This is a genomic window from Pseudarthrobacter enclensis, from assembly GCF_030811655.1.
Lineage (GTDB): Bacteria > Actinomycetota > Actinomycetes > Actinomycetales > Micrococcaceae > Arthrobacter > Arthrobacter enclensis_A.
The window spans coordinates 123,133-141,689 of sequence record NZ_JAUSRE010000003.1 but is presented as its reverse complement, the minus strand read 5'-3'; the positions used below and the strand labels follow the sequence as shown (position 1 = coordinate 141,689).

16 protein-coding genes, 2 tRNA genes and 2 pseudogenes are annotated in these 18,557 nt (G+C 67.7%); 13 read left to right on the top strand and 7 right to left on the bottom strand.

Annotated features, from left to right (window positions below; all coding sequences use genetic code 11):
* The first annotated feature begins 16 nt into the window (after nucleotides 1–16).
* Entirely contained in the window at nucleotides 17–511 is a 495-nt protein-coding gene (locus J2X98_RS04055) for a MarR family transcriptional regulator (protein WP_307304492.1), read from the top strand.
* Between the two features lie 100 nt (nucleotides 512–611).
* Here the strand turns inward: J2X98_RS04055 and J2X98_RS04050 are convergent, their stop codons facing one another.
* From J2X98_RS04050 to J2X98_RS04040, 3 genes are all read right to left on the bottom strand, one after another.
* Nucleotides 612–1,613 (bottom strand): aldose 1-epimerase family protein, encoded by a 1,002-nt coding sequence (locus J2X98_RS04050; RefSeq protein ID WP_307304490.1) that lies wholly within the window; start codon nucleotides 1,611–1,613, stop codon nucleotides 612–614.
* A complete protein-coding gene (locus tag J2X98_RS04045) occupies nucleotides 1,610–2,680 on the bottom strand; it encodes a glucose 1-dehydrogenase (protein ID WP_307304488.1) in 1,071 nt (356 codons plus the stop codon). Before J2X98_RS04045 ends, J2X98_RS04050 begins: the two co-directional genes overlap by 4 nt.
* Before the next feature lie 146 nt (nucleotides 2,681–2,826).
* Complete coding sequence (locus tag J2X98_RS04040) at nucleotides 2,827–3,843, bottom strand: DNA-3-methyladenine glycosylase family protein (protein ID WP_307304486.1); 1,017 nt, start codon at nucleotides 3,841–3,843, stop codon at nucleotides 2,827–2,829.
* A gap of 157 nt (nucleotides 3,844–4,000) precedes the next feature.
* On the opposite strand from J2X98_RS04040, the gene J2X98_RS04035 reads away from it, so the two are divergent.
* Complete coding sequence (locus tag J2X98_RS04035) at nucleotides 4,001–4,408, top strand: VOC family protein (protein ID WP_141942794.1); 408 nt, start codon at nucleotides 4,001–4,003, stop codon at nucleotides 4,406–4,408.
* A 17-nt stretch (nucleotides 4,409–4,425) separates the two neighbouring features.
* Here the strand turns inward: J2X98_RS04035 and J2X98_RS04030 are convergent, their stop codons facing one another.
* Nucleotides 4,426–5,613, bottom strand: a complete 1,188-nt coding sequence (locus J2X98_RS04030) for an ArsB/NhaD family transporter (RefSeq protein WP_307304483.1) — start codon at nucleotides 5,611–5,613, stop codon at nucleotides 4,426–4,428.
* 59 nt (nucleotides 5,614–5,672) lie between these two features.
* Here J2X98_RS04030 and J2X98_RS04025 point away from each other — a divergent pair, with 59 nt between their 5' ends.
* The 5 genes from J2X98_RS04025 to J2X98_RS04005 are packed head-to-tail and all read left to right on the top strand — an operon-like array spanning nucleotide 5,673 to nucleotide 10,986.
* Nucleotides 5,673–7,058 (top strand): cystathionine beta-synthase, encoded by a 1,386-nt coding sequence (locus tag J2X98_RS04025; protein ID WP_307304481.1) that lies wholly within the window; start codon nucleotides 5,673–5,675, stop codon nucleotides 7,056–7,058.
* A 27-nt stretch (nucleotides 7,059–7,085) separates the two neighbouring features.
* On the top strand, nucleotides 7,086–8,249 hold the full coding sequence (locus J2X98_RS04020; RefSeq protein WP_141942788.1) for a cystathionine gamma-synthase: 1,164 nt from the start codon (nucleotides 7,086–7,088) through the stop codon (nucleotides 8,247–8,249).
* A gap of 51 nt (nucleotides 8,250–8,300) precedes the next feature.
* Nucleotides 8,301–8,807 carry a winged helix-turn-helix transcriptional regulator gene (locus J2X98_RS04015; RefSeq protein ID WP_141942786.1) on the top strand — a complete coding sequence of 169 codons (507 nt, stop codon included), beginning with the start codon at nucleotides 8,301–8,303 and terminating at the stop codon, nucleotides 8,805–8,807.
* Between the two features lie 5 nt (nucleotides 8,808–8,812).
* Nucleotides 8,813–10,180 (top strand): MFS transporter, encoded by a 1,368-nt coding sequence (locus J2X98_RS04010; RefSeq protein WP_307304872.1) that lies wholly within the window; start codon nucleotides 8,813–8,815, stop codon nucleotides 10,178–10,180.
* 35 nt (nucleotides 10,181–10,215) lie between these two features.
* Nucleotides 10,216–10,986 carry an SDR family oxidoreductase gene (locus J2X98_RS04005; RefSeq protein WP_307304475.1) on the top strand — a complete coding sequence of 257 codons (771 nt, stop codon included), beginning with the start codon at nucleotides 10,216–10,218 and terminating at the stop codon, nucleotides 10,984–10,986.
* Nucleotides 10,987–11,007: 21 nt separating this feature from the next.
* Here J2X98_RS04005 and J2X98_RS04000 read toward each other — a convergent pair whose 3' ends face one another.
* From J2X98_RS04000 to J2X98_RS22190, 3 genes and pseudogenes are all read right to left on the bottom strand, one after another.
* Nucleotides 11,008–12,198, bottom strand: coding sequence for an acyl-CoA dehydrogenase family protein (locus J2X98_RS04000; RefSeq protein ID WP_307304869.1), 1,191 nt, complete (start codon nucleotides 12,196–12,198; stop codon nucleotides 11,008–11,010).
* Between the two features lie 42 nt (nucleotides 12,199–12,240).
* A pseudogene (locus J2X98_RS22195) lies at nucleotides 12,241–12,477 on the bottom strand (amino acid transporter); the annotation flags it as partial.
* Nucleotides 12,472–12,954: pseudogene (locus tag J2X98_RS22190) on the bottom strand (Tat pathway signal protein); the annotation flags it as partial. The pseudogenes J2X98_RS22190 and J2X98_RS22195, both read right to left, overlap by 6 nt.
* Nucleotides 12,955–13,129: 175 nt before the next feature.
* On the opposite strand from J2X98_RS22190, the gene J2X98_RS03990 reads away from it, so the two are divergent.
* From J2X98_RS03990 to J2X98_RS03965, 6 genes are all read left to right on the top strand, one after another.
* On the top strand, nucleotides 13,130–13,783 hold the full coding sequence (locus tag J2X98_RS03990; RefSeq protein WP_307304471.1) for an MOSC domain-containing protein: 654 nt from the start codon (nucleotides 13,130–13,132) through the stop codon (nucleotides 13,781–13,783).
* Nucleotides 13,784–14,176: 393 nt separating this feature from the next.
* Complete coding sequence (locus J2X98_RS03985) at nucleotides 14,177–16,177, top strand: DEAD/DEAH box helicase (RefSeq protein WP_307304469.1); 2,001 nt, start codon at nucleotides 14,177–14,179, stop codon at nucleotides 16,175–16,177.
* Nucleotides 16,178–16,477: 300 nt separating this feature from the next.
* Nucleotides 16,478–16,549 (top strand) — tRNA-Thr (locus J2X98_RS03980).
* Nucleotides 16,550–16,609: 60 nt separating this feature from the next.
* Nucleotides 16,610–16,683, top strand: a tRNA-Met gene (locus J2X98_RS03975).
* A 299-nt stretch (nucleotides 16,684–16,982) separates the two neighbouring features.
* Entirely contained in the window at nucleotides 16,983–17,936 is a 954-nt protein-coding gene (locus J2X98_RS03970; RefSeq protein WP_307304467.1) for a hypothetical protein, read from the top strand.
* A 58-nt stretch (nucleotides 17,937–17,994) separates the two neighbouring features.
* Nucleotides 17,995–18,549 (top strand): dihydrofolate reductase family protein, encoded by a 555-nt coding sequence (locus J2X98_RS03965; protein ID WP_307304465.1) that lies wholly within the window; start codon nucleotides 17,995–17,997, stop codon nucleotides 18,547–18,549.
* The last annotated feature ends 8 nt before the right edge of the window (nucleotides 18,550–18,557 follow it).

Sequence of the window (18,557 nt, the reverse complement as noted above, 5' to 3'; positions counted from 1 at the left end):
GGAGGAAACTGGTGTCATGGATATTTCCCCAGCAACCAACGGAGTGCCCTCCAGCCGCGAGGTCGAAGCAGTGATGGGCGCGGCGGATGTCCTCCTGCGGGTTGTGGCCCACTCGGTTGCTGAGGTGGAGGACGTCGTGAGTAGCCCGCAACTGCGGGTGCTGGTGCTGATTCACTCCCGGGGTCCGCAGAACCTTGGCGGAGTGGCCGCTGAACTCGGCGTGCATGCATCCAATGCCACCCGCATTTGTGACCGGCTGGTGATGGCCGGCCTGCTTGAGCGGCGGGAGGACCCGGCTGACCGCCGATACATCCGGTTGGAGTTGAGCAGGAAGGGCAGGGATCTGGTGGATACCGTGCTGGAGCACCGGCGGCAGGCTATTGCCGAGGTGGTGTCGAGGATGCCTGCCGGCCGGCGCCCTGCGCTGGCCGCGGCCCTGGAGGCCTTCGCGGCCGCCGCCGGGGGCCAGGGGACCTCCGACGGTCGCTTTACGTTGGGAGCCGGGATCTAAACTGGCCGGCATCCGGTGCGGCAACCCCATACTCATCATTCAACGCCTACACTTGCGTTAGCGCAATAGTTGTTGTGCTACGGAACGGAGCACGCTTCGTTCACGGCTGGAGCACGGGGTTGGGGTTGATGCCCCATGCCGCGCTGTGGGACTGGCCGGGTTCCAGCGTGATCAGGCCTTCGCCGGAGTTGAAGGCATCCGGGGCGCAGGTCATGGGTTCCACTCCCAGCCCGGTCCGCCGCCGGTCCGGCTGCGGCAGGGTATCGCCGGTGAAGATTTCCAGGTAGGGGTAGGCCCTGTCCACCCAGAGTTCCACGCCTGACGAGCGGTCCGCGTGTACCAGCTTCACCCTGGCGACCCCGTCCTCATCCCGCAGCAGGTCCGTGTAGGCCACATCGATGTGCCGGCCACCCAGCTGCTGCAGTTCCCTCACGTCATACTCCGTGCCGTCCACCCGCTCGTGTCCCGTTGGAATGCCGCGCCCGTCCACCGGCAGGAAGGTGCGCCCGGGCACCTGCACCAGGCCGGCGTCGATCGCTCCGGTGACGGGGGCGGGGCCTCCGGTCCCGCCCCGCACACCAAGGCTCAAGTATGGGTGCGCGCCCGTGCCGTAGGGGCAGGGCGTGGGACTCCGGTTTACCGCCGTCGTCCGGACGCTGAGCCCCTCGGCGCCAAGCCGGTAGTCCAGCCGGCAGTCAAGCACCCAGGGCCAGCCCTGGCAGGCATGCAGGGTGTACGCCAAGGAAATGGCGTCCGGGGTATGTTCCAGGACGGTCCAGTTCCGCCAGCGGGTGAGTCCATGGATCGCCCCGCCCTTGTCCGGTTCGCTCAGGTCCAGCTGGAGGCGTTGGCCTTCCCACTGGTAGCTGCCGCCCCTGATCCGGTTGGGCCATGGGATCAGTGACTGCCCCCGGGCGCCGGTGCAGGTGTCCTCCGGGCCGTACCCGTCCACCAGGTCTCTCCCGTCCTGGCGGTATTCCCGCAGCGCCCCGCCCACTTCGGTCACCGTGGCGGTCTGGCTGCCGAAGGAAATGCGGTATTGCCTGCCGGAGGGGAGCAGGGGCGTTCCGCCGGTCTGCTGTGAGTCGGCCGGGGTGGTCATGGCTGCTGGTTTCCATGACCGGTGGCCTTTAGGTCCAGGACCACCTTGACGTCGTCGGACTGGTGTTTGAAGGCGTCCGCGTAGCTTTCCAGCGGAAGGCGGCGGCTGATCAGGCGCCGAAGCCAGTCCCGGTCCGCCGCCGCCAGTGCCTGCGCGGCCGCGTCGTAGTGGCGGCGGTTGGCGTTGACGCTGCCGAACACCACGCCGTTCATCAGCACTTCCTCACGGTTGAGCGCACCCACGTCCACCCCTGTTTGCTTGCCCGTTCCGGACACGCCGGTCAGGCAGGTGACGGCGTCCTGGGCCCGGCATGTCAGGGCCTCCAGCACCACTGGAGTGACGCCGGTGCATTCCACCAGGACGTTGGGCTTGATTCCGGAATCCGGCAGCGGTTCGCTGTGGTAGGTGGCGCCCAGGTCCCGGACAAGCTGCGGTTTGGGTCCGTCCGTGACGACGTCGAAGACGTGGACGTCCAGGCCCTGCTGGACTCCCAGCAGGGCGGCGAGCAGCCCAACGGGCCCCGCGCCGGTCACGACGGCCGTGTGGGGATCGAAAAAGGCCCGCTTCCCTATCCGGTTGATCTGTTCCCAGGCCTTGGCCACGATGGTGGTGGGCTCCAGTAGGACGCCCACGTCCTCCAGGTCGGGGTCCAGCTTCACCATTGCCTCCGCATCCGCCCGCCAATGTTCCCGGGCAAAACCGTCGAGGCCCTTGATGCCGTGCTCGGTGTAGTTGCCGTTGAGGCACATGTCCCATTCCCCGGCGGCGCAGGCTTTGCAGGGCTCCGGGTCCGGCCTGCGGACGATGCCCACCACCAGGTCACCCTTGGCCAGTCCGGAGTCCGGGGGAGCGTCCAGCACCCGGCCCAGGTTCTCGTGCCCCAGCACCAGGTAGTCCTGGCCCGGGGGCGCCTCACCGTAATCCGCAGCGATGATTTCGCTGTCGGTTCCGCACAGGCCCACGGCCAGCGCCTCCACCAGCACGCCGCCGTCCCCCTCCGCGGGCTCCGGAACCTCGCGCAGGCTGAGTGAGTTTTTCTTTCCGGGAGTTACCGTCAATGCACGCATCGTTTCTCCTCAAGCAGAAGCCGTACTGCCAGTCTCTTTCATTACTTGCGCAGACGCAACGGTTTTAGGAGGGTTTGGGGCTACCCGGCATTCACCGGAGGGCTGGGCGCATGGTCGGGGGGGTGCGGCAACTCGCCGGAGGCAGGTCAGTGCGCCCGGTGGTCCTGGATGGTCATCCTCGGGCCGAACGTGGGTTTGCGGAAGCCCGTGGACTGGATCATCCGGACTACGCGCTGCCGGTGCCCGCGCCAGGGTTCGAGCAGCCGCAGCATCCCGGCGTCGTCGGTCCTCCGCCCGGTGAGCGCAGCGCCCACGTAGGCCGCGAGATGGTAGTCGCCCACCGAAATCGAATCGGGACAGCCGTGGGTACGCTGCACCACTTCGGCCGCAGTCCAGACCCCGATGCCCGGGATCACCTGCATCTTCGCAGCTGCCTCCAGCGCAGGCGCCGCAGCGAGGCGTTCAAGCGCCGGGGCGGAGCGCAACGCCCGCATCACCGTGGCCGAGCGCTGGGGTCCCACCCCTGCCTTGTGCCACTCCCAGCTGGGGACCTGCAGCCACTGCGCAGCCGCTGGTGCCACCACCAGCCCGGGCGGCGTGGAAATTCCGGCGCGGGGTGCAGGGGTCCCGAACCGGTGCACCAGGTAGCGGTAGGCGCGCCGCGCCTCAAGGACCGTCACCTTCTGCTCCAGGATGATTGGGACCAGCTGGTCCACCATGCGGCCGCTTGACGGGAGCCTGACGGCCCGGCTGCGCCGCCGGGCTTCCCGGACCATGCGCGGCAGCGTGGCATGGAAAGCCGGGTCATCGAAATCCTGCCAGTCGTCGTCGGATCCCAACAGCCGGGGCGCCGCCTTGGTGGCGGCGGCGGCGCCCGGGCCCCACGCCTGGACGTCCACGAACGGGCCGCCCGCGTCGCCGCCGCCCGCGTCGCCGCCGCCCGCGTCGCCGCCGCCCGCGGGCGCGAGCCGCATGGTGGCCGGACCGTCCGCCGTGGTGAACGCGTTCCAGATGACGTCCCCCTGTACACAAAAGGAGGGATCGCTGTTGCCCCGCAGGAGGGGCGCGAGGGTGCGGGAAAGGCTGTATGGCGCCTCCGGATACCAGCGCAGGGACATGTCCGCCGCGGCTGCCAGCCGGGGAGGTGCCTCTGCGATCGTCATGCCCTCCATCGTCCCACGCCCCGCCGACAGCGGCGGGACCATGGGCCCTTATCCGCTTCCCGTCCCCGCGCTAGGATCGCCGCGTGTGGCACCGGGGCAACCGGCACGCAGGGGTGCCCCAAAAGAACTGCGACCCACAGAAACACGGAGGGCAGCCATGGGCGGCGTAGTGCATTTCGAGATCCCCGCTGACGACCAGAAGCGGGCCAGGAAGTTCTACCGGGAGGTGCTCGGTTGGCGGATTGAGCCCGTCCCGGGCATGGACTACAGCATGGTCATCACCACGGACATGGATGATGCCGGCCAGCCCACGGCGCCGGGTGCCATCAACGGCGGCATGATGGCCAGGGGAGGACAGATCACCGGCCCGGTTGTGACGGTCGATGTGCCGGATATCAACGCCACGCTCAAAAGCGTGGAGGAGCAGGGCGGCGCGGTGGTCATGCCCAGGAACGAAATCCCGGGCATGGGTTACACCGCCTACTTCAGGGACCCTGAGGGCAACGTCATGGGCCTCTGGCAGAACCTGCCCGCCGGCGACGGCGGCGAGGCCGCAGGCAGCTGACCCGCAACCCGGCGGCGTCAGGGCATACCGGACGCCGCCCAAAGAGCAAGGACGGCGAGCGGCAGCGTCAGTATCACGGCCACCAGCCCCGCAACCGCGAACCCGCCCCACCTGATGGGGACGTTCAGCACGCGGAGCCGCTCATGCCACAGCAGCGTGGCAAGAGAGGCCCAGGGAGTCACCAGCGGACCGAGGTTCACCCCGATGAGAAGGGCGGCGAGCCTGGCCGGCGACCCCGCCACGGGTTCCAGCGCCAGGTAGGCGGGAAGGTTGTTTGCTGCGTTGGCCGCGCCTGCGCCCAGGGCCGCCAGCTGCAGCAGGGCAGGCAGCCCGTCACCGGTTCCCGCCACGCCTGCCAGCAACGCCGTCAGGCCATGCGAGTGCAGGGCTTCCATGAGCATGAACAGGCCTACCGTCAACATCAGCGGCCGCCAGGGGACCATCGACCACCGGAGCGCGGAGGGCCGGCGGCGCAGGAAGCCCGCCAGCAGCACGGCCGCGGCTGCCAGCGCCGGGTATTGGACCGGCAAACCGGACACCAGGGCCGGCAACAGGACAAGGAGTGTGATTGCGGCAGCCTTCAGCAGGGTGCGGTCCCGGACGGGATGCGCCGGCTGCGGCCCGTAGGTTCCGCGCAGGTCCCGCCGGAACGCCAGCCACAGCAGGACAAGGGGAACCAGCAGGCCAACCAGGGCTGGGGCCCACACCAGCCCCGCGAAGCGCCACGGACTGAGGCCCAGCCGGTCCTGCGCCAGGAGGTTCGTCAGGTTGGACACCGGCAGCAGCAGCGAGGCGGTATTGGCCAGCCAGATGCTGGTCAACGCGAACGGCAGGGGCGGAATCCGGGCATGGACGGCCAGCAGGACCACCACCGGGGTCACCAGCACCGCCGTGGTATCCAGGGACAGGAACACCGTGGACACCGTGGCCACCGCAACCACCAGGAGCCACAGCAGGAAGACCCGTCCGCGGCCCAGCCCGGCCAGCCGGTCCGTCACCACCTGGAACAGCCCTGCCTCGTCCACCAGTTCCGTGACCAGGGACATGGCCAGGACGAAGGCCAGGATGGGAATGGTACGCCCGGCCAACTCACCGAAAGCCCGGACGGGGAGGGCGCCGGCGGCGAGGGTGGCCAAACCTGCCGCCAGGGTCGCGCCGGGCAGCAGGTAGCTCCGGGCGGCTTTCAGCCATGCGAACTGCTTCACCGGCCTATCCTCGCACCCCGGACGGGGAAGGGCGTGCAGGAAGCGGTAGCTTTGTACCTATGAAGTACGCCCAGTCCATCCTGGACCTCATCGGCAACACCCCGCTCATCAAACTCAACCACGTGACGGAAGGCATCAAGGCCACCATCCTGGTCAAAGTGGAGTACCTGAACCCCGGCGGATCCATCAAGGACCGCATCGCGGCGCAGATGATCGAGGACGCCGAGCGTGACGGCAAGCTGAAGCCCGGCGGCACCATTGTGGAGCCGACGTCCGGGAACACCGGTGTGGGGCTGGCGCTGGTGGCGCAGCAGAAGGGCTACAAGTGCGTCTTCGTGGTCCCGGACAAGGTGGGCGAGGACAAGCGGGCCGTACTGCAGGCCTATGGCGCCGAAGTGGTGGTCACCCCCACGTCGGTCCCGCCGGAGAGCCCGCAAAGCTACTACGGCGTTTCGGACCGGATCACCCGGGAGACGCCGGGCGCCTTCAAGCCGGACCAGTTCTCCAACCCGGCAGCCCCGGGCAGCCACTACAAGACCACCGGTCCCGAGATCTGGCGGGACACCGAGGGCAAAGTCACGCACGTGGTCATCGGCGCCGGCACCGGCGGCACCATCACCGGCACCGGGCGGTACCTCAAGGAAGTTTCGGCTGACCGGCCGGAGTCCGACGGCGGTGTGGTCAGGATCATCGGCGCGGACCCCGAAGGTTCGGTCTACTCAGGCGGCACCGGACGCCCCTACTTTGTCGAGGGCGTCGGCGAGGACATGTGGCCGGCGAACTACGACAAGTCCGTCCCGGACCAGGTAATCGCGGTCAGCGACGCCGACTCCTTCACCATGACCCGCCGGCTGGCGCGCGAAGAAGGCCTGCTGGTGGGCGGCTCCTCGGGGATGGCCGTAGTAGCCGCATTGCAGGCGGCGCGCGATCTGCCGGAAAGTGCCGTCGTCGTCGTCATCCTGCCCGACTCGGGCCGCGGCTACCTGGCCAAGATCTTCAACGACCAGTGGATGCGCTCTTATGGTTTCCTCTCCGGGGGCGAGGAAACCTCGGTGGGGGAGGTCATCAAGTCCAAGAACGGCGAATTGCCGGACCTGGTGCACATCCACCCCAACGAATCAGTCCGCGACGTCATCAACATCATGACCGAGTTCGGCGTCAGCCACATCCCGGTCCTGTCGCAGGAACCGCCGGTGGTCATGGGCGAAGTCCTCGGCGCCGTCGATGAGCGGACGCTGACCGCCAAGCTGTTCCGCGGCGAAGCGAAACTCACGGACAAGATTTCCGAGCACATGGGCCCCAAACTGCCCGTCATCGGATCACTGGAAACCATCTCCGCGGCCAGGGAACTGCTCTCGGACTCGGACACCCTGATGGTCACGTTCGTGGGCGCGCCCGTGGGCATCCTCACCCGGCACGACCTGCTGGCCTACCTCAGCAACTAATTTGCGTTACCCCGTAAAGGAGCACCCATGACTGCCTCTGAAAACCAGGGTTTCAACACCCGTGCCGTGCACGCCGGCCAGGCGTTCGAGCCCCGTACCGGCGCCGTGGTCCCGCCGCTGCACTTCAGTTCCACGTATGCCCAGGACGGCATCGGCGGCCTGCGCAGCGGCTACGAGTATGGCCGGGGCGGCAACCCCACCCGGGACGCCCTGCAGGAACAGCTCGCTGCGCTGGAACTCGGTACGCACGCGTACAGCTTCAGCTCAGGCCTCGCCGCCGAGGATGCCCTCATCCGTGCACTGACCCGCCCCGGGGACCACATCGTGCTCGGCAACGACGCGTATGGCGGTACCTACCGGCTGATCAACCGCGTGCTGGGAGACTGGGGGATCGGCAATACACCGGTGGACATGGCGAATTTGGACCGGGTCCGCCACGCCGTGGCAGCGCACAAGACCCGGTTCGTCTGGGTGGAGACGCCGTCCAACCCGCTGATGAAGATCACCGACATCGTGGCGCTCGCGGACATAGCCCACGACGCCGGTGCCCTCCTGGTGGTCGACAACACCTTCGCGTCCCCGTACCTGCAGAACCCGCTCGCCCTGGGTGCCGACGTGGTGGTGCACTCCACCACCAAATACATCGGCGGCCACTCCGACGTGGTGGGCGGTGCCGTCGTGGTCAAGGATTCGGAGCTGGCGGAAAAGATCGGCTTCGTCCAGTTCGCCGTTGGGGCTGTGTCCGGCCCCATGGACGCGTTCCTCACCACCCGTGGCCTGAAAACGCTGGGCGTTCGCATGGACCGGCACAGCGAGAACGGCCAGGCCGTGGCGGAGTGGCTGCTGGAACGTCCTGAGGTGGAAGCCGTGCTGTACCCGGGCCTGCCCACGCACCCGGGCCACGAGCTGGCCAAGCGCCAGATGCGCAAGTTCGGCGGCATGGTCTCCGTGCAGTTCAAGGGCGGTGAAGCAGCTGCCCGCAAGGTGGCCGAGTCCACCTCCGTGTTCACGCTGGCGGAGTCCCTGGGCGGGATCGAATCGCTGATGAACTATCCGTCCGAAATGACCCACGCCTCGGTCAAAGGCACCGAGCTGGCCGTCCCGGTCAACCTGCTGAGGCTCTCCTGCGGCATCGAGGACGCGGAGGACCTCATCGCGGACCTGGACCAGGCCTTCTCCAACATCCCGTAGCCGCCCCGGGGAACCCTGGCTTTCTTGAAAGAAGTCAGCTAGGGTTCCCCTATGCCTCTTCGATCCGACTGGTCCCAGCGCAGCTGCAGCATGGCGCGTGGCCTGGACATCCTGGGCGACCCCTGGTCCATCCTGGTCCTGCGTGAAGTCTTCTTCGGCAACGGCCGCTTTGACGCGATGAAGGCCCGGCTGGAAGTGGCCGACTCGGTCCTCACCAAGCGGCTGGCAGGCCTGGTGGAGTCCGGGCTGCTGGAGAAAAAGGCCTACGACGACGGCGGCCGCACCCGCCAGGAGTACGTGCTCACCCCCATGGGTGAAGACGCCCTCCCGGTCCTGAACGCGGTGACTATCTGGGCGGAGAAACACCTGCCCGCGCCCTCGGAGCAGGCCCATCTCCAGGTCATCCACGCCGGCTGCGGGAAAGTGACCAGCTCGGCGGACACCTGCACCGAATGCGGAGAACGGCTCACCGCCGCGAACACCAGCTGGCACAGCCGCGCACGGTCAGAGCGGCCCGTCCCGTTGTCCACCGCTTCCGGGAAAGGAACAGCCGCGTGAGTGCCGTGCCGAAGAAGGCAGCTGACGTTGCCGCCGAAACCACCGCCGGACCGGGCACCGGACAGCGCCGCCGGCTCCATCCCGCCTGGATCGTCGCCGCCGTGGCGTTCCTGGCCCTGGTGGGGGCCGCCGGCTTCCGGGCCGCCCCCGGCGTCCTCATGGTCCCGCTCCAGCAGGAGTTCGGCTGGTCAACCACGGTCCTGTCGGCAGCCGTCAGCATCAACCTGGTGCTGTTTGGCCTGACAGCCCCCTTCGCCGCCGCACTGATGGAAAGATTCGGCGTCAGGGCCGTCACTGCGACAGCCCTGGTCCTGATCGGCATGGGCAGCGCCCTCACCGTGCTGGTGAACCAGTCCTGGCAGATCCTGCTGACGTGGGGGCTGCTGATCGGACTCGGGACTGGTTCCATGGCCCTGGTCTTCGCCGCCACCATCGCTAACACCTGGTTCACCAAAAGCCGCGGACTGGTGATTGGCATCCTCACCGCCGGCAGCGCGGCCGGGCAACTGGTCTTCCTGCCGTTCATCGCCCTCCTGGCCCAGGATCCCGGCTGGCGTCAGGCGTCCCTGCTCATCGCCGCCGGTGCCCTGGCCGTGGTCCCGCTGGTGCTGAAGTTCCTCAAGAACTCGCCGGCCGATGTCGGGGTCCTGCCGTACGGTGCGGATCCTGCAGCCCTCGAAGCTGAAGAGCCGAAGGCCGCGGGCGGCCCCAACGACTGCGGGCCCCGCGCCAACGCCGCCGTCCGCGCCCTCCAGGTCCTCCGCCGCGCCAGCAAAATCCGGACCTTCTGGGCACTGGCCGCCGGGTTCGCCATCTGCGGCGCCACCACCAACGGCCTGATCGGCACCCATTTCATCCCCTCCGCACACGACCACGGAATGCCCGAAACCGCTGCTGCGGGACTGCTGGCCGTCGTCGGGATCTTCGACATCATCGGCACCATCGCCTCCGGCTGGCTGACGGACCGCTTCAATCCCCGCGTCCTGCTTGCCGTCTACTACCAGTTCCGCGGGATCGGCCTGCTGGTGCTCCCGCTGCTGCTGAACGCCGAAGTGCAGCCCAGCATGATCGTGTTCGTGGTGATCTACGGCCTGGACTGGGTGGCCACCGTTCCACCCACGGCAGCCATCTGCCGCGAAACGTTCGGAGCTGACGGCAGTGTGGTGTTCGGGTGGGTCTTTGCGGCGCACCAGCTGGGAGCTGCTGCGGCCGCCATCGCCGCGGGCGCCCTCCGCGACGCCACCGGCCACTACACCTACGCCTGGCTGGGCGCGGCGGCCATGTGCACCATCGCCGCGGTCATCAGCGCAACCATCCGCAAGCAGCGGGCAGAGGCTGCCACGGCGGGGGACGCGGAACCGGCGGCCGCCTGAACGCCGGTGCTCCAGCCGGCCGCTAGGCTGATCCGATGGAACCCGACGCACCTGCCCCCGCCCGCCCCGTTGCCCTGGTTACCGGCGTGGGGCGGATGGCCGGCATCGGCGCAGGCATCGCGCGCCAGCTCGCGGCCGACGGCTGGGACCTGGTGCTGTCCTACTGGTCCGACTACGACGCCCGCATGCCCTGGGGGAGTGAACCCGAGGACGTGGTCCGGCTGACAGCGGAGCTCGAAGCCATCGGCGCCAAGGTCCACGTCCTGTCGGCCGATCTGCAGGATCCGGGCGTGCCGGACCGGCTCGTGGCGGAGGCAGCGCAGGCGGCCGGTGCCCTGCAGGGCCTGGTGCTCAGCCATGCCGAGTCGGTGGATTCCGGGGTGCTGGATACCACCGTTGAATCCTTCGACCGGCATTTTGCGGTTAACACGCGCGCCAGCTGGCAGCTGATCGCCGCCTTCGCACGGCAGGCCACGGGCGACGGCGGCGCGATCGTTGCGCTGACCAGTGACCACACCGCGTTCAACCTTCCCTACGGCGCGTCCAAGGGAGCCCTGGACCGGATCGTGATTGCGGCCGCCCGCGAACTGGGACCCCGGGGCATCTCCGCGAACGTCCTGAACCCGGGCCCCGTGGACACCGGGTGGATGACCCCGGAGGTCCGGGACGAGCTCACCGCCCAGCAGCCCACCGGCCGCCTGGGCACCCCTGCCGACGTCGCCGGAACCGTGGCCTTCCTGCTCTCGCCGGCTGGCCGCTGGGTGTCCGGGCAGCTGATCAAGGCCGACGGCGGCTTCTCCGCCTGAGCCCTTCCGGCCGCGCCTATCTCAGTGGAAGGCGTCAAGGCCCGTGATGTGCCGGCCCAGGATGAGGGTGTGGACTTCGTCGGTGCCTTCGTAGGTCCGGACCGATTCGAGGTTCGCGGCGTGCCGCAGGGGTGGGTAGTCCGTGGTGATGCCGTTCCCGCCCAGGATTGACCTCGCCTCCCGGGCGATCGCGATGGCCTCCCGGACGTTGTTCAGCTTGCCCAGCGAAATCTGCTCCGGACGGATGGTTCCAGCGTCTTTCAGCCGGCCAAGGTGGAGTGCCAGCAGGGTGCCCTTCTGGATTTCCAGCAGCATGTTCACCAGCTTCTCCTGCGTGAGCTGGTAGCCGGCCAGCGGCTTGCCGAACTGCAGCCGGTCCATCGAGTATGCCAGTGCGGCCTCGTAGGAATCGCGGGCTGCACCCATGGCACCCCATGCGATGCCGTACCGCGCCTCGTTCAGGCAGGTGAACGGGCCGCGCAGCCCCCGCGCCGCCGGGAGCAGGGCCTCGGGACCCAGCCGGACGTCGTCGAACACTACATCGCACTGGATGGAGGCGCGCATGGACAGCTTCTGCGCGATGGGTGTCGCCGTGACGCCCGGGGTTCCTGCCGGTACCAGGAAACCGTGCACGCCGTCGTCCGTCATGGCCCACACCACCATCACGCCGGCCACGGAGGCCAGTCCGATCCAGCGTTTGGCCCCGTACAGCACCCAGCCGGCGTCGTCCCCGGTGCCGTCCCGCCGCGCGAAGGTGGCCATGGAGGCAGGGTCTGAACCGGCGGTCGGTTCAGTCAGCGCGAAGCAGCCAATCACCTCGCCCGCGGCCATCCGGGGCAGCCACTCCTGCTTTTGCTCCTCCGAGCCCCAGGTGTGGATAGCGGTCATGGCCAGGGAGCCCTGAACCGACACAAAGGTACGGATTCCGGAGTCGCCGGCCTCCAACTCCATGGCAGCCAGGCCGTATTCGACGGCGGACCGGCCCGGGCAGCCGTAGCCCTCCAAGTGCATGCCAAGGACGCCCAGCTCACCCAGTTCCGTCGCCAGGTCGAGGGGGAAGACCGCATCCTCATACCAGCGGGCGATGCCGGGTTTGATCCGCTGCCGGGTGAAGTCGCGGACTTTTTGCCGGAGCTCCAGTTCCTCCGCGGACAGCAGCGAGTCCAGGTCCAGGACGTCCGACGCCCCGGTGGCCAAGACTTCAGCGGTCATTTCTTCAGCCGTCACTTTGTCATCCTTCATTTCTTCGCCTGGTCATTTCGTCCCCAGGAAGTAGCCCCGGGTGGCGGGGAGGAGCCGGCAGGCCGCGGCGAGCACCACGCCAAGGGCCGGCAGCACCACGCCGCTCACAAAGGCACCGCCTACGCCGAAGGTCCGGGTGTCACCGTACGCCGGGTCCCACATCTGGATCGCCGAGATGAAGAATGCGGCGGTCAGCAGAAGTGCGCCGGCCAGCGGCAGGATGCCGCGGAACCACAGGTTGCGTACCGTCCTTGTGTAGTTGGGGGCTGAGGCCGGGTTCTGGCCGATGCACGGAACGCTGGCCCCGCGCGAGTAGAAGTACCAGGCATAAATGCCGCCACTGCGGCCGGCGGAACTGTCGCAGTTGGTTTCCGCCACGCGCTCGCCGGTTTCGTCATTGAAACAGACCTGTGCGTACTCAGGGTCGTCCTCGTTGCTGGCAATCACCGCCGTGATGGTGCCGGCCAGGAACGCTGTTACGCCGAGGCCAACCACCATGGTGCGCCGCTGGGACCGCTTCTTCCGGGCCGCTGCATCGTTGAGCTGTTTCTCCCGTTCACGGGCAAACGGGTCTACTGGGGTAACTGGTTCGTTGGGGAGCTCAGGACGCAGGTCCGGCTTGGGGACCTGCCAGGGCGGCGGCTTGGCGGTGTTGCCGGCGCCGGCCGGCCCGGGCAACGGCCCGTTCCCGGCATCCTCTTCCGGATCTTTCTGGTTCGAGTCCACGGCGTCCCCTTCATTTGTCCACGCGAACCGGGCCCAGCGCTGCACCCCAATGCAAGTCTCGAATCAGCGTAGTCCCTGCGGGTTCCGCCTGCGAGCACAAACCCCTCCCGGCAGTGGTGGAGAACTGCCCATCACCCGGCCCGGGCACCCTGCCGGAAAACCCTAGACTGATGCCATGCAAACAGGTTCCGTCCTTGCCGTCTGCCGCGTCCACCAGCTTGTCGGGGACCAGGGAAACGTGGGCGTCACGGCCATCGACAAGCGTCCGGCCGCTGGTCCGGTGAAGGTGCACAAGCTGGGCCTGCGCGGGGACATCCAGGCCAACCGGGCCCACCATGGCGGTTTGGACCAGGCCGTTTATGCCTATTCCCAGACGGACGCCGATTTCTGGGCGGCCGCCCTGGGACGGGAGCTGCCGCCGGGCATCTTCGGTGAGAACCTGCGGGTATCCGGTATCGAGGCCACCCATGCGGTAATTGGGGAGCGCTGGACACTGGGCTCCGGCGTCGAACTCGAAGTCACGTCCCCGCGAACCCCCTGCGCCACGTTCCAGCGGCGGATGAAGGAACCGCAGTGGGTGAAGCGGTTCACCGAGGAGGGGCGGGTGGGGGCGTACCTGCGGGTCATACGTACCGGCAGCATCCAGGCCGGAGACGCCATTGAACGCACCTTCGTTCCGCGCCACGGCATCACCATCGGAAAGTGGTTCAGCGAGCCGGACGCCGGCGTCATCGAAGCGCTCCGCCGTGCAGAGGCCGACGGCGAGATCAGGCTCCAGGATGAATACCACACCAAGTTTCAGGCACTGCTGCGGCGCCTGGGGGAGTAGCAGCGCCCTCGGGGCGGCCCGTGTGCGCAAGCTCACCGCCGCCGTGGCCCGTTCCGATTAACGCTGCGGCACCTCCGTGCCCTACACTGGAAACATCCCCCACTCCGGAAATCCCTTATTCCTGCCCAATTTTTGAGGCAGGACTGGCAAGTGTTGGGGCCCGCGCAAGCGATGCGGGCATTTTCATAGGGAGAGCCGGCTAAAGAAAACGCTGTACAGACTGCTGGGATAGCAGCCAAGAGATGCAGCGCGAAGTCCTGCCACGGGATTGCGAAAGCGCCGGACTTCTGTGACCGGCCGGTCAACGTTTGCCCGGCACCATCGGCACGTGTACTGCGGCTCCGCTCACCTTGGGTAGTGCCGCCTGGCCCCCTATGGATGAGGAATATCCCTATGCCCGAAAACCTGAACGAAACCACCGCCGTCATTGAGGAAGCCCCCGCTGCTGCCGTGACGGACGCCGCCGACGAAGTTGCCGCCGCTGACACTGCCGCTCCTGCTGCGGAGCAGAACGACGACGAAAACACCGTGAAGTTCGCCGATCTCGGCATTGACGGCCGCGTCCTGGCCGCCCTGCAGGATGTCGGATACGAAAAGCCGTCCCCCATCCAGGCAGCCACCATCCCGCTGCTGCTCGAAGGCCGCGACGTAGTGGGCCTGGCACAGACCGGTACCGGCAAGACTGCAGCATTCGCAGTGCCGGCACTGTCCCGCCTGGCCGAACTCCACGACCTCAACGGCCCGTCCCGCAAAACCCAGGCCCTGGTCCTGGCCCCCACCCGTGAGCTGGCCCTGCAGGTTGCCGAGGCCTTCACCTCCTACGCCAAGCACATCGATGACTTCACCGTGCTGCCCGTCTACGGCGGCTCCGCCTACGGTCCCCAGCTGGCCGGCCTGCGCCGCGGCGCCCAGGTGGTTGTTGGCACCCCCGGCCGCGTGATCGACCACATCGCCAAGGGATCCCTTGACCTGTCCGAACTCCAGTACCTGGTGCTGGACGAGGCCGACGAGATGCTGCGCATGGGCTTCGCCGAAGACGTGGAGCAGATCTTCCAGCAGACCCCCGAGGACCGCCAGGTTGCCCTGTTCTCGGCCACCATGCCCAGCCAGATCCGCCGGATGTCCAAGCAGTACCTGAACGATCCCGCCGAGATCTCGGTCAAGACCAAGACCTCCACGGGGACCAATATCCGCCAGCGCTACCTGCAGGTCATGGGCCCGCACAAGCTGGACGCGCTGACCCGCATCCTTGAGGTTGAGGAATTCGACGGCGTCATCGCCTTCGTGCGCACCAAGATGGCCACAGAGGACCTGGCTGACAAGCTGAAGTCCCGCGGTTTCCAGGCTGCCGCCATCAACGGCGACATCCCGCAGCAGCAGCGTGAGCGCACCGTTGACGCGCTGAAGGAAGGCCGCATCGACATCCTGGTGGCCACCGACGTCGCCGCCCGCGGCCTGGACGTGGAGCGCATCAGCCACGTGGTCAACTACGACATCCCGCACGACACCGAGTCCTACGTGCACCGGATCGGCCGCACCGGCCGCGCGGGCCGCAACGGTGACGCGATCCTGTTCATGACGCCGCGTGAGAAGTACCTGCTGCGCGCCATCGAAAAGGCCACCCGGCAGCCGGTGGAGCAGATGCACCTGCCCACCGCCGAGACCGTGAACACGCTGCGCCTGGGCAAGTTCGCCGAGCGCATCACCGAGACCCTCGAGTCCGAGGACGTTGCGATGTTCCGCGACCTGATCGCTTCCTACGAGGAAGAGCACAAGGTGCCGGCAGCAGAAATCGCTGCGGCCCTGGCCGTCATGGCACAGGGCGGGCAGCCGCTGCTGGTCAAGGAACTGCCTGCTGCTCCCGAGTTCCAGAAGCGCGAACGCTCCAAGGACGGCTTCGGCTCCCGCGGGCCGACCCGCGCCCTGACCGAGGGCAACGCCACCTACCGCATTGCGGTGGGCCGGCGCCAGCGGGTCATGCCCGGGTCGATCGTGGGCGCCATCGCCAACGAGGGTGGCATCTCCTCCGCCCAGATCGGCGGCATCGACATCCGCTCGGACCACTCCCTGGTGGAGCTGCCCGCGGACCTGAGCCAAGACCAACTGCGCGCCCTGTCCCGCACCCGGATCGGCGGCGAGCTGATCCACCTCGAACTGGACAACGGCCGCAGGCCTTCCGGTGACCGTGGCGCCTACCAGGGCAGCCGCGGCGGCAACTTCAAGGGCAACGGCGGGTTCAAGAAGGAATTCCGGAAGAACGACGGCGAGCGGTCCTCCGCCGACCGCGGCGGACGTTCGTACAGCGAGCGTTCCGAGCGTTCCTTCAGCGGCCACGGTGACGGCTCCCGCAAGCCCCGCAGCGGCGGCGACTTCAACCGCAAGAGCAAGTGGTAAACCTTCGCGCAGTTTGACCAACTGACGACGGCGATGGGCCGGCTTTCGAGCCGGCCCACCAGCATTTAACCCAGGAGTGAATGTGGGGCTGGACACATTCTCTGCCCGGCGCGGTGGTGGGGGGCCCAAGGAAGGCGCCTGCCGGCGTCGTCCGGTCCCCTCGTGGGGCCCTTAAAGCCCCGGAATTCCGCGGAAAATGCGGTCTTTACGCCAGGCGGAACCCAGCATATTGCGGGCCTCTCAACGCTTGGAGCGCCGATTTGTTGGTGCGTAAATCTTCCGGTAGAGTATTTACTCGTTGCCCCCCTAGCTCAGTGGTAGAGCGCGTTCTTGGTAAGAACGAGGTCACCGGATCGATTCCGGTGGGGGGCTCTGAATGAGGGCCTGCGTCAAGGCGGTTTGACCGGCTTGACGCAGGTTTTTCTCATTCGTGGCGGTGTAGCTCAGTTGGTTAGAGCGCACGACTCATAATCGTGAGGTCGGGAGATCGAGCCTCCCCACCGCTACAGGCTAAGCCCCCGGAATTCCCGAGATTCCGGGGGCTTTTCTGTTTAATTCCCGAACTGTCCTTCCCCTCACCCGGCCGACACGCGGCACGCCCACCGATTGGCCAGTTGCGCTTGGTACAAAGTAACGTTTAGGTCACCGGTTGGCGCACACGCTTGGGGGAGCACTCCGAATGCTCTTGCGTGTGGTAAGTCCCAGGCCCATGGGCCTTGCGTTCCGCAGGCCGCGACCCAGCCCGGGCAGGGCATCTGACGTGCCGCTGCCCCGTCCGCACTCCCATGAAGAGGCTTAGTTTTCCATGCGCAGGAACCATCTGCTCGCCGCCGGTATGCTCTCGGCAGCCCTCGCCACCACCGCGTGTGGCGCCATCACTGCTGCTCCCGGTGTCCCCGCACAGTCATCCAGCCCGGCCCCGGCAGGTGTTGAGGCCAGCGCCGGCACCCGGGGCGACGTGTCATCCGACGTGGTGGGCGCCTCCCAGCGGGTTGCCGCGGAAAAGGCTGCGGCGGCATCCCGCGCCGAAGCAGCAGCGGCTGAAGCTCAGAAGGCCGAAGGGGCTGCTCCTGCCCCCAAGGCTCCCACCGCCGATCCTGCGGCTGCCGCTGCTGCCCCGCAGGCCGCCGCCGGTGCCCCGGGAGCGGGCACAGGAGCAGCGGTGGCTCCCGCCGCCGCTCCGGTCCTTCCCCCGGCCCCGCATCCTGCCGTGGCGCCCGCAGCTCCGGCCCCAGCCGCGGCATCGTCCCCGGAGCGGGTTGTGACCACCACGTCCACCACCGCCTACACCTGGTACGACAACACCCCAGCCGGTTCAGCCACCATCAGCCACCCCGTGCTGCACACCACGGCCGGTGGCAAAGGCACGTATGAGGAGCCCATCACCATTGCGGTGGGCCACTCACTGGCAACAGGCCAGGACGTCCTGGACTTTCCCGCCGGCACCCGTATCTATCTCCCGGACGTCCGCCGTTACTTCATCGTCGAAGACACCTGCGGCGACGGGAACGATCCCCAGAACGGGCCGTGCCACCAGGGCGTCAACGCGAACGGAACCAACTCCACCATCTGGATCGACATGTGGATCGGTGGTCAGGGTGTCAGTGCCGGTGCCGCCGACGAATGCGCCGGGAGGGTGACAAACGTCAACACCGCCGTCTTCAACCCGGCCGCCAACTACGCCGTGGCACCGGGGACAGGCGTTATCCATGACGGCAAATGCGATGCAGGCTACGGCAACGCGCTCGTGAAGCAGTAGGGCTGGAGAAACCCACCAGTTCCTATCCAGACGGGATTCCCGGCGGAAGAATGGGCCCATGGCGCAGCTGATCTACTCCGCAATCATGTCCCTGGACGGTTATACGGCGGACAAGGACGGCAACTTCAACTGGTCGGCGCCGGACGAAGAGATCCACGCCTTCGTGAACGACCTGGAGCGGGGCATGGGCACGTACCTGCTGGGGCGCCGGATGTATGAGGTGATGTCCGTTTGGGAAACCATGGAAACGCAGGATGAGCCCCCCGTGATCAAGGACTACGCCGCCCTCTGGCGTGGGGCGGACAAGGTGGTGTACTCCAGCTCGCTGGGGAGCGTGGCCACCGCCCGGACACGGCTGGAGCGGCAGTTCCTCCCGGACCGGGTGCGGGACCTGAAGGAGTCCGCAGACAAGGACATCAGCATCGGCGGCCCGACTCTTGCCGCGCACGCCCTGAAGGCCGGCCTGGTGGACGAGTGCCAGCTGTTTATCAACCCCGTCACAGTGGGCGGCGGCCTCCGCTTCCTGCCGGCGGGGCTGGAGGCACGGCTGGACCTGCTGGACGAGCGGCGGTTCGGCAACGGCGTCGTGTACCTTCGCTACCGCGCCCGCTGAGTCGATGA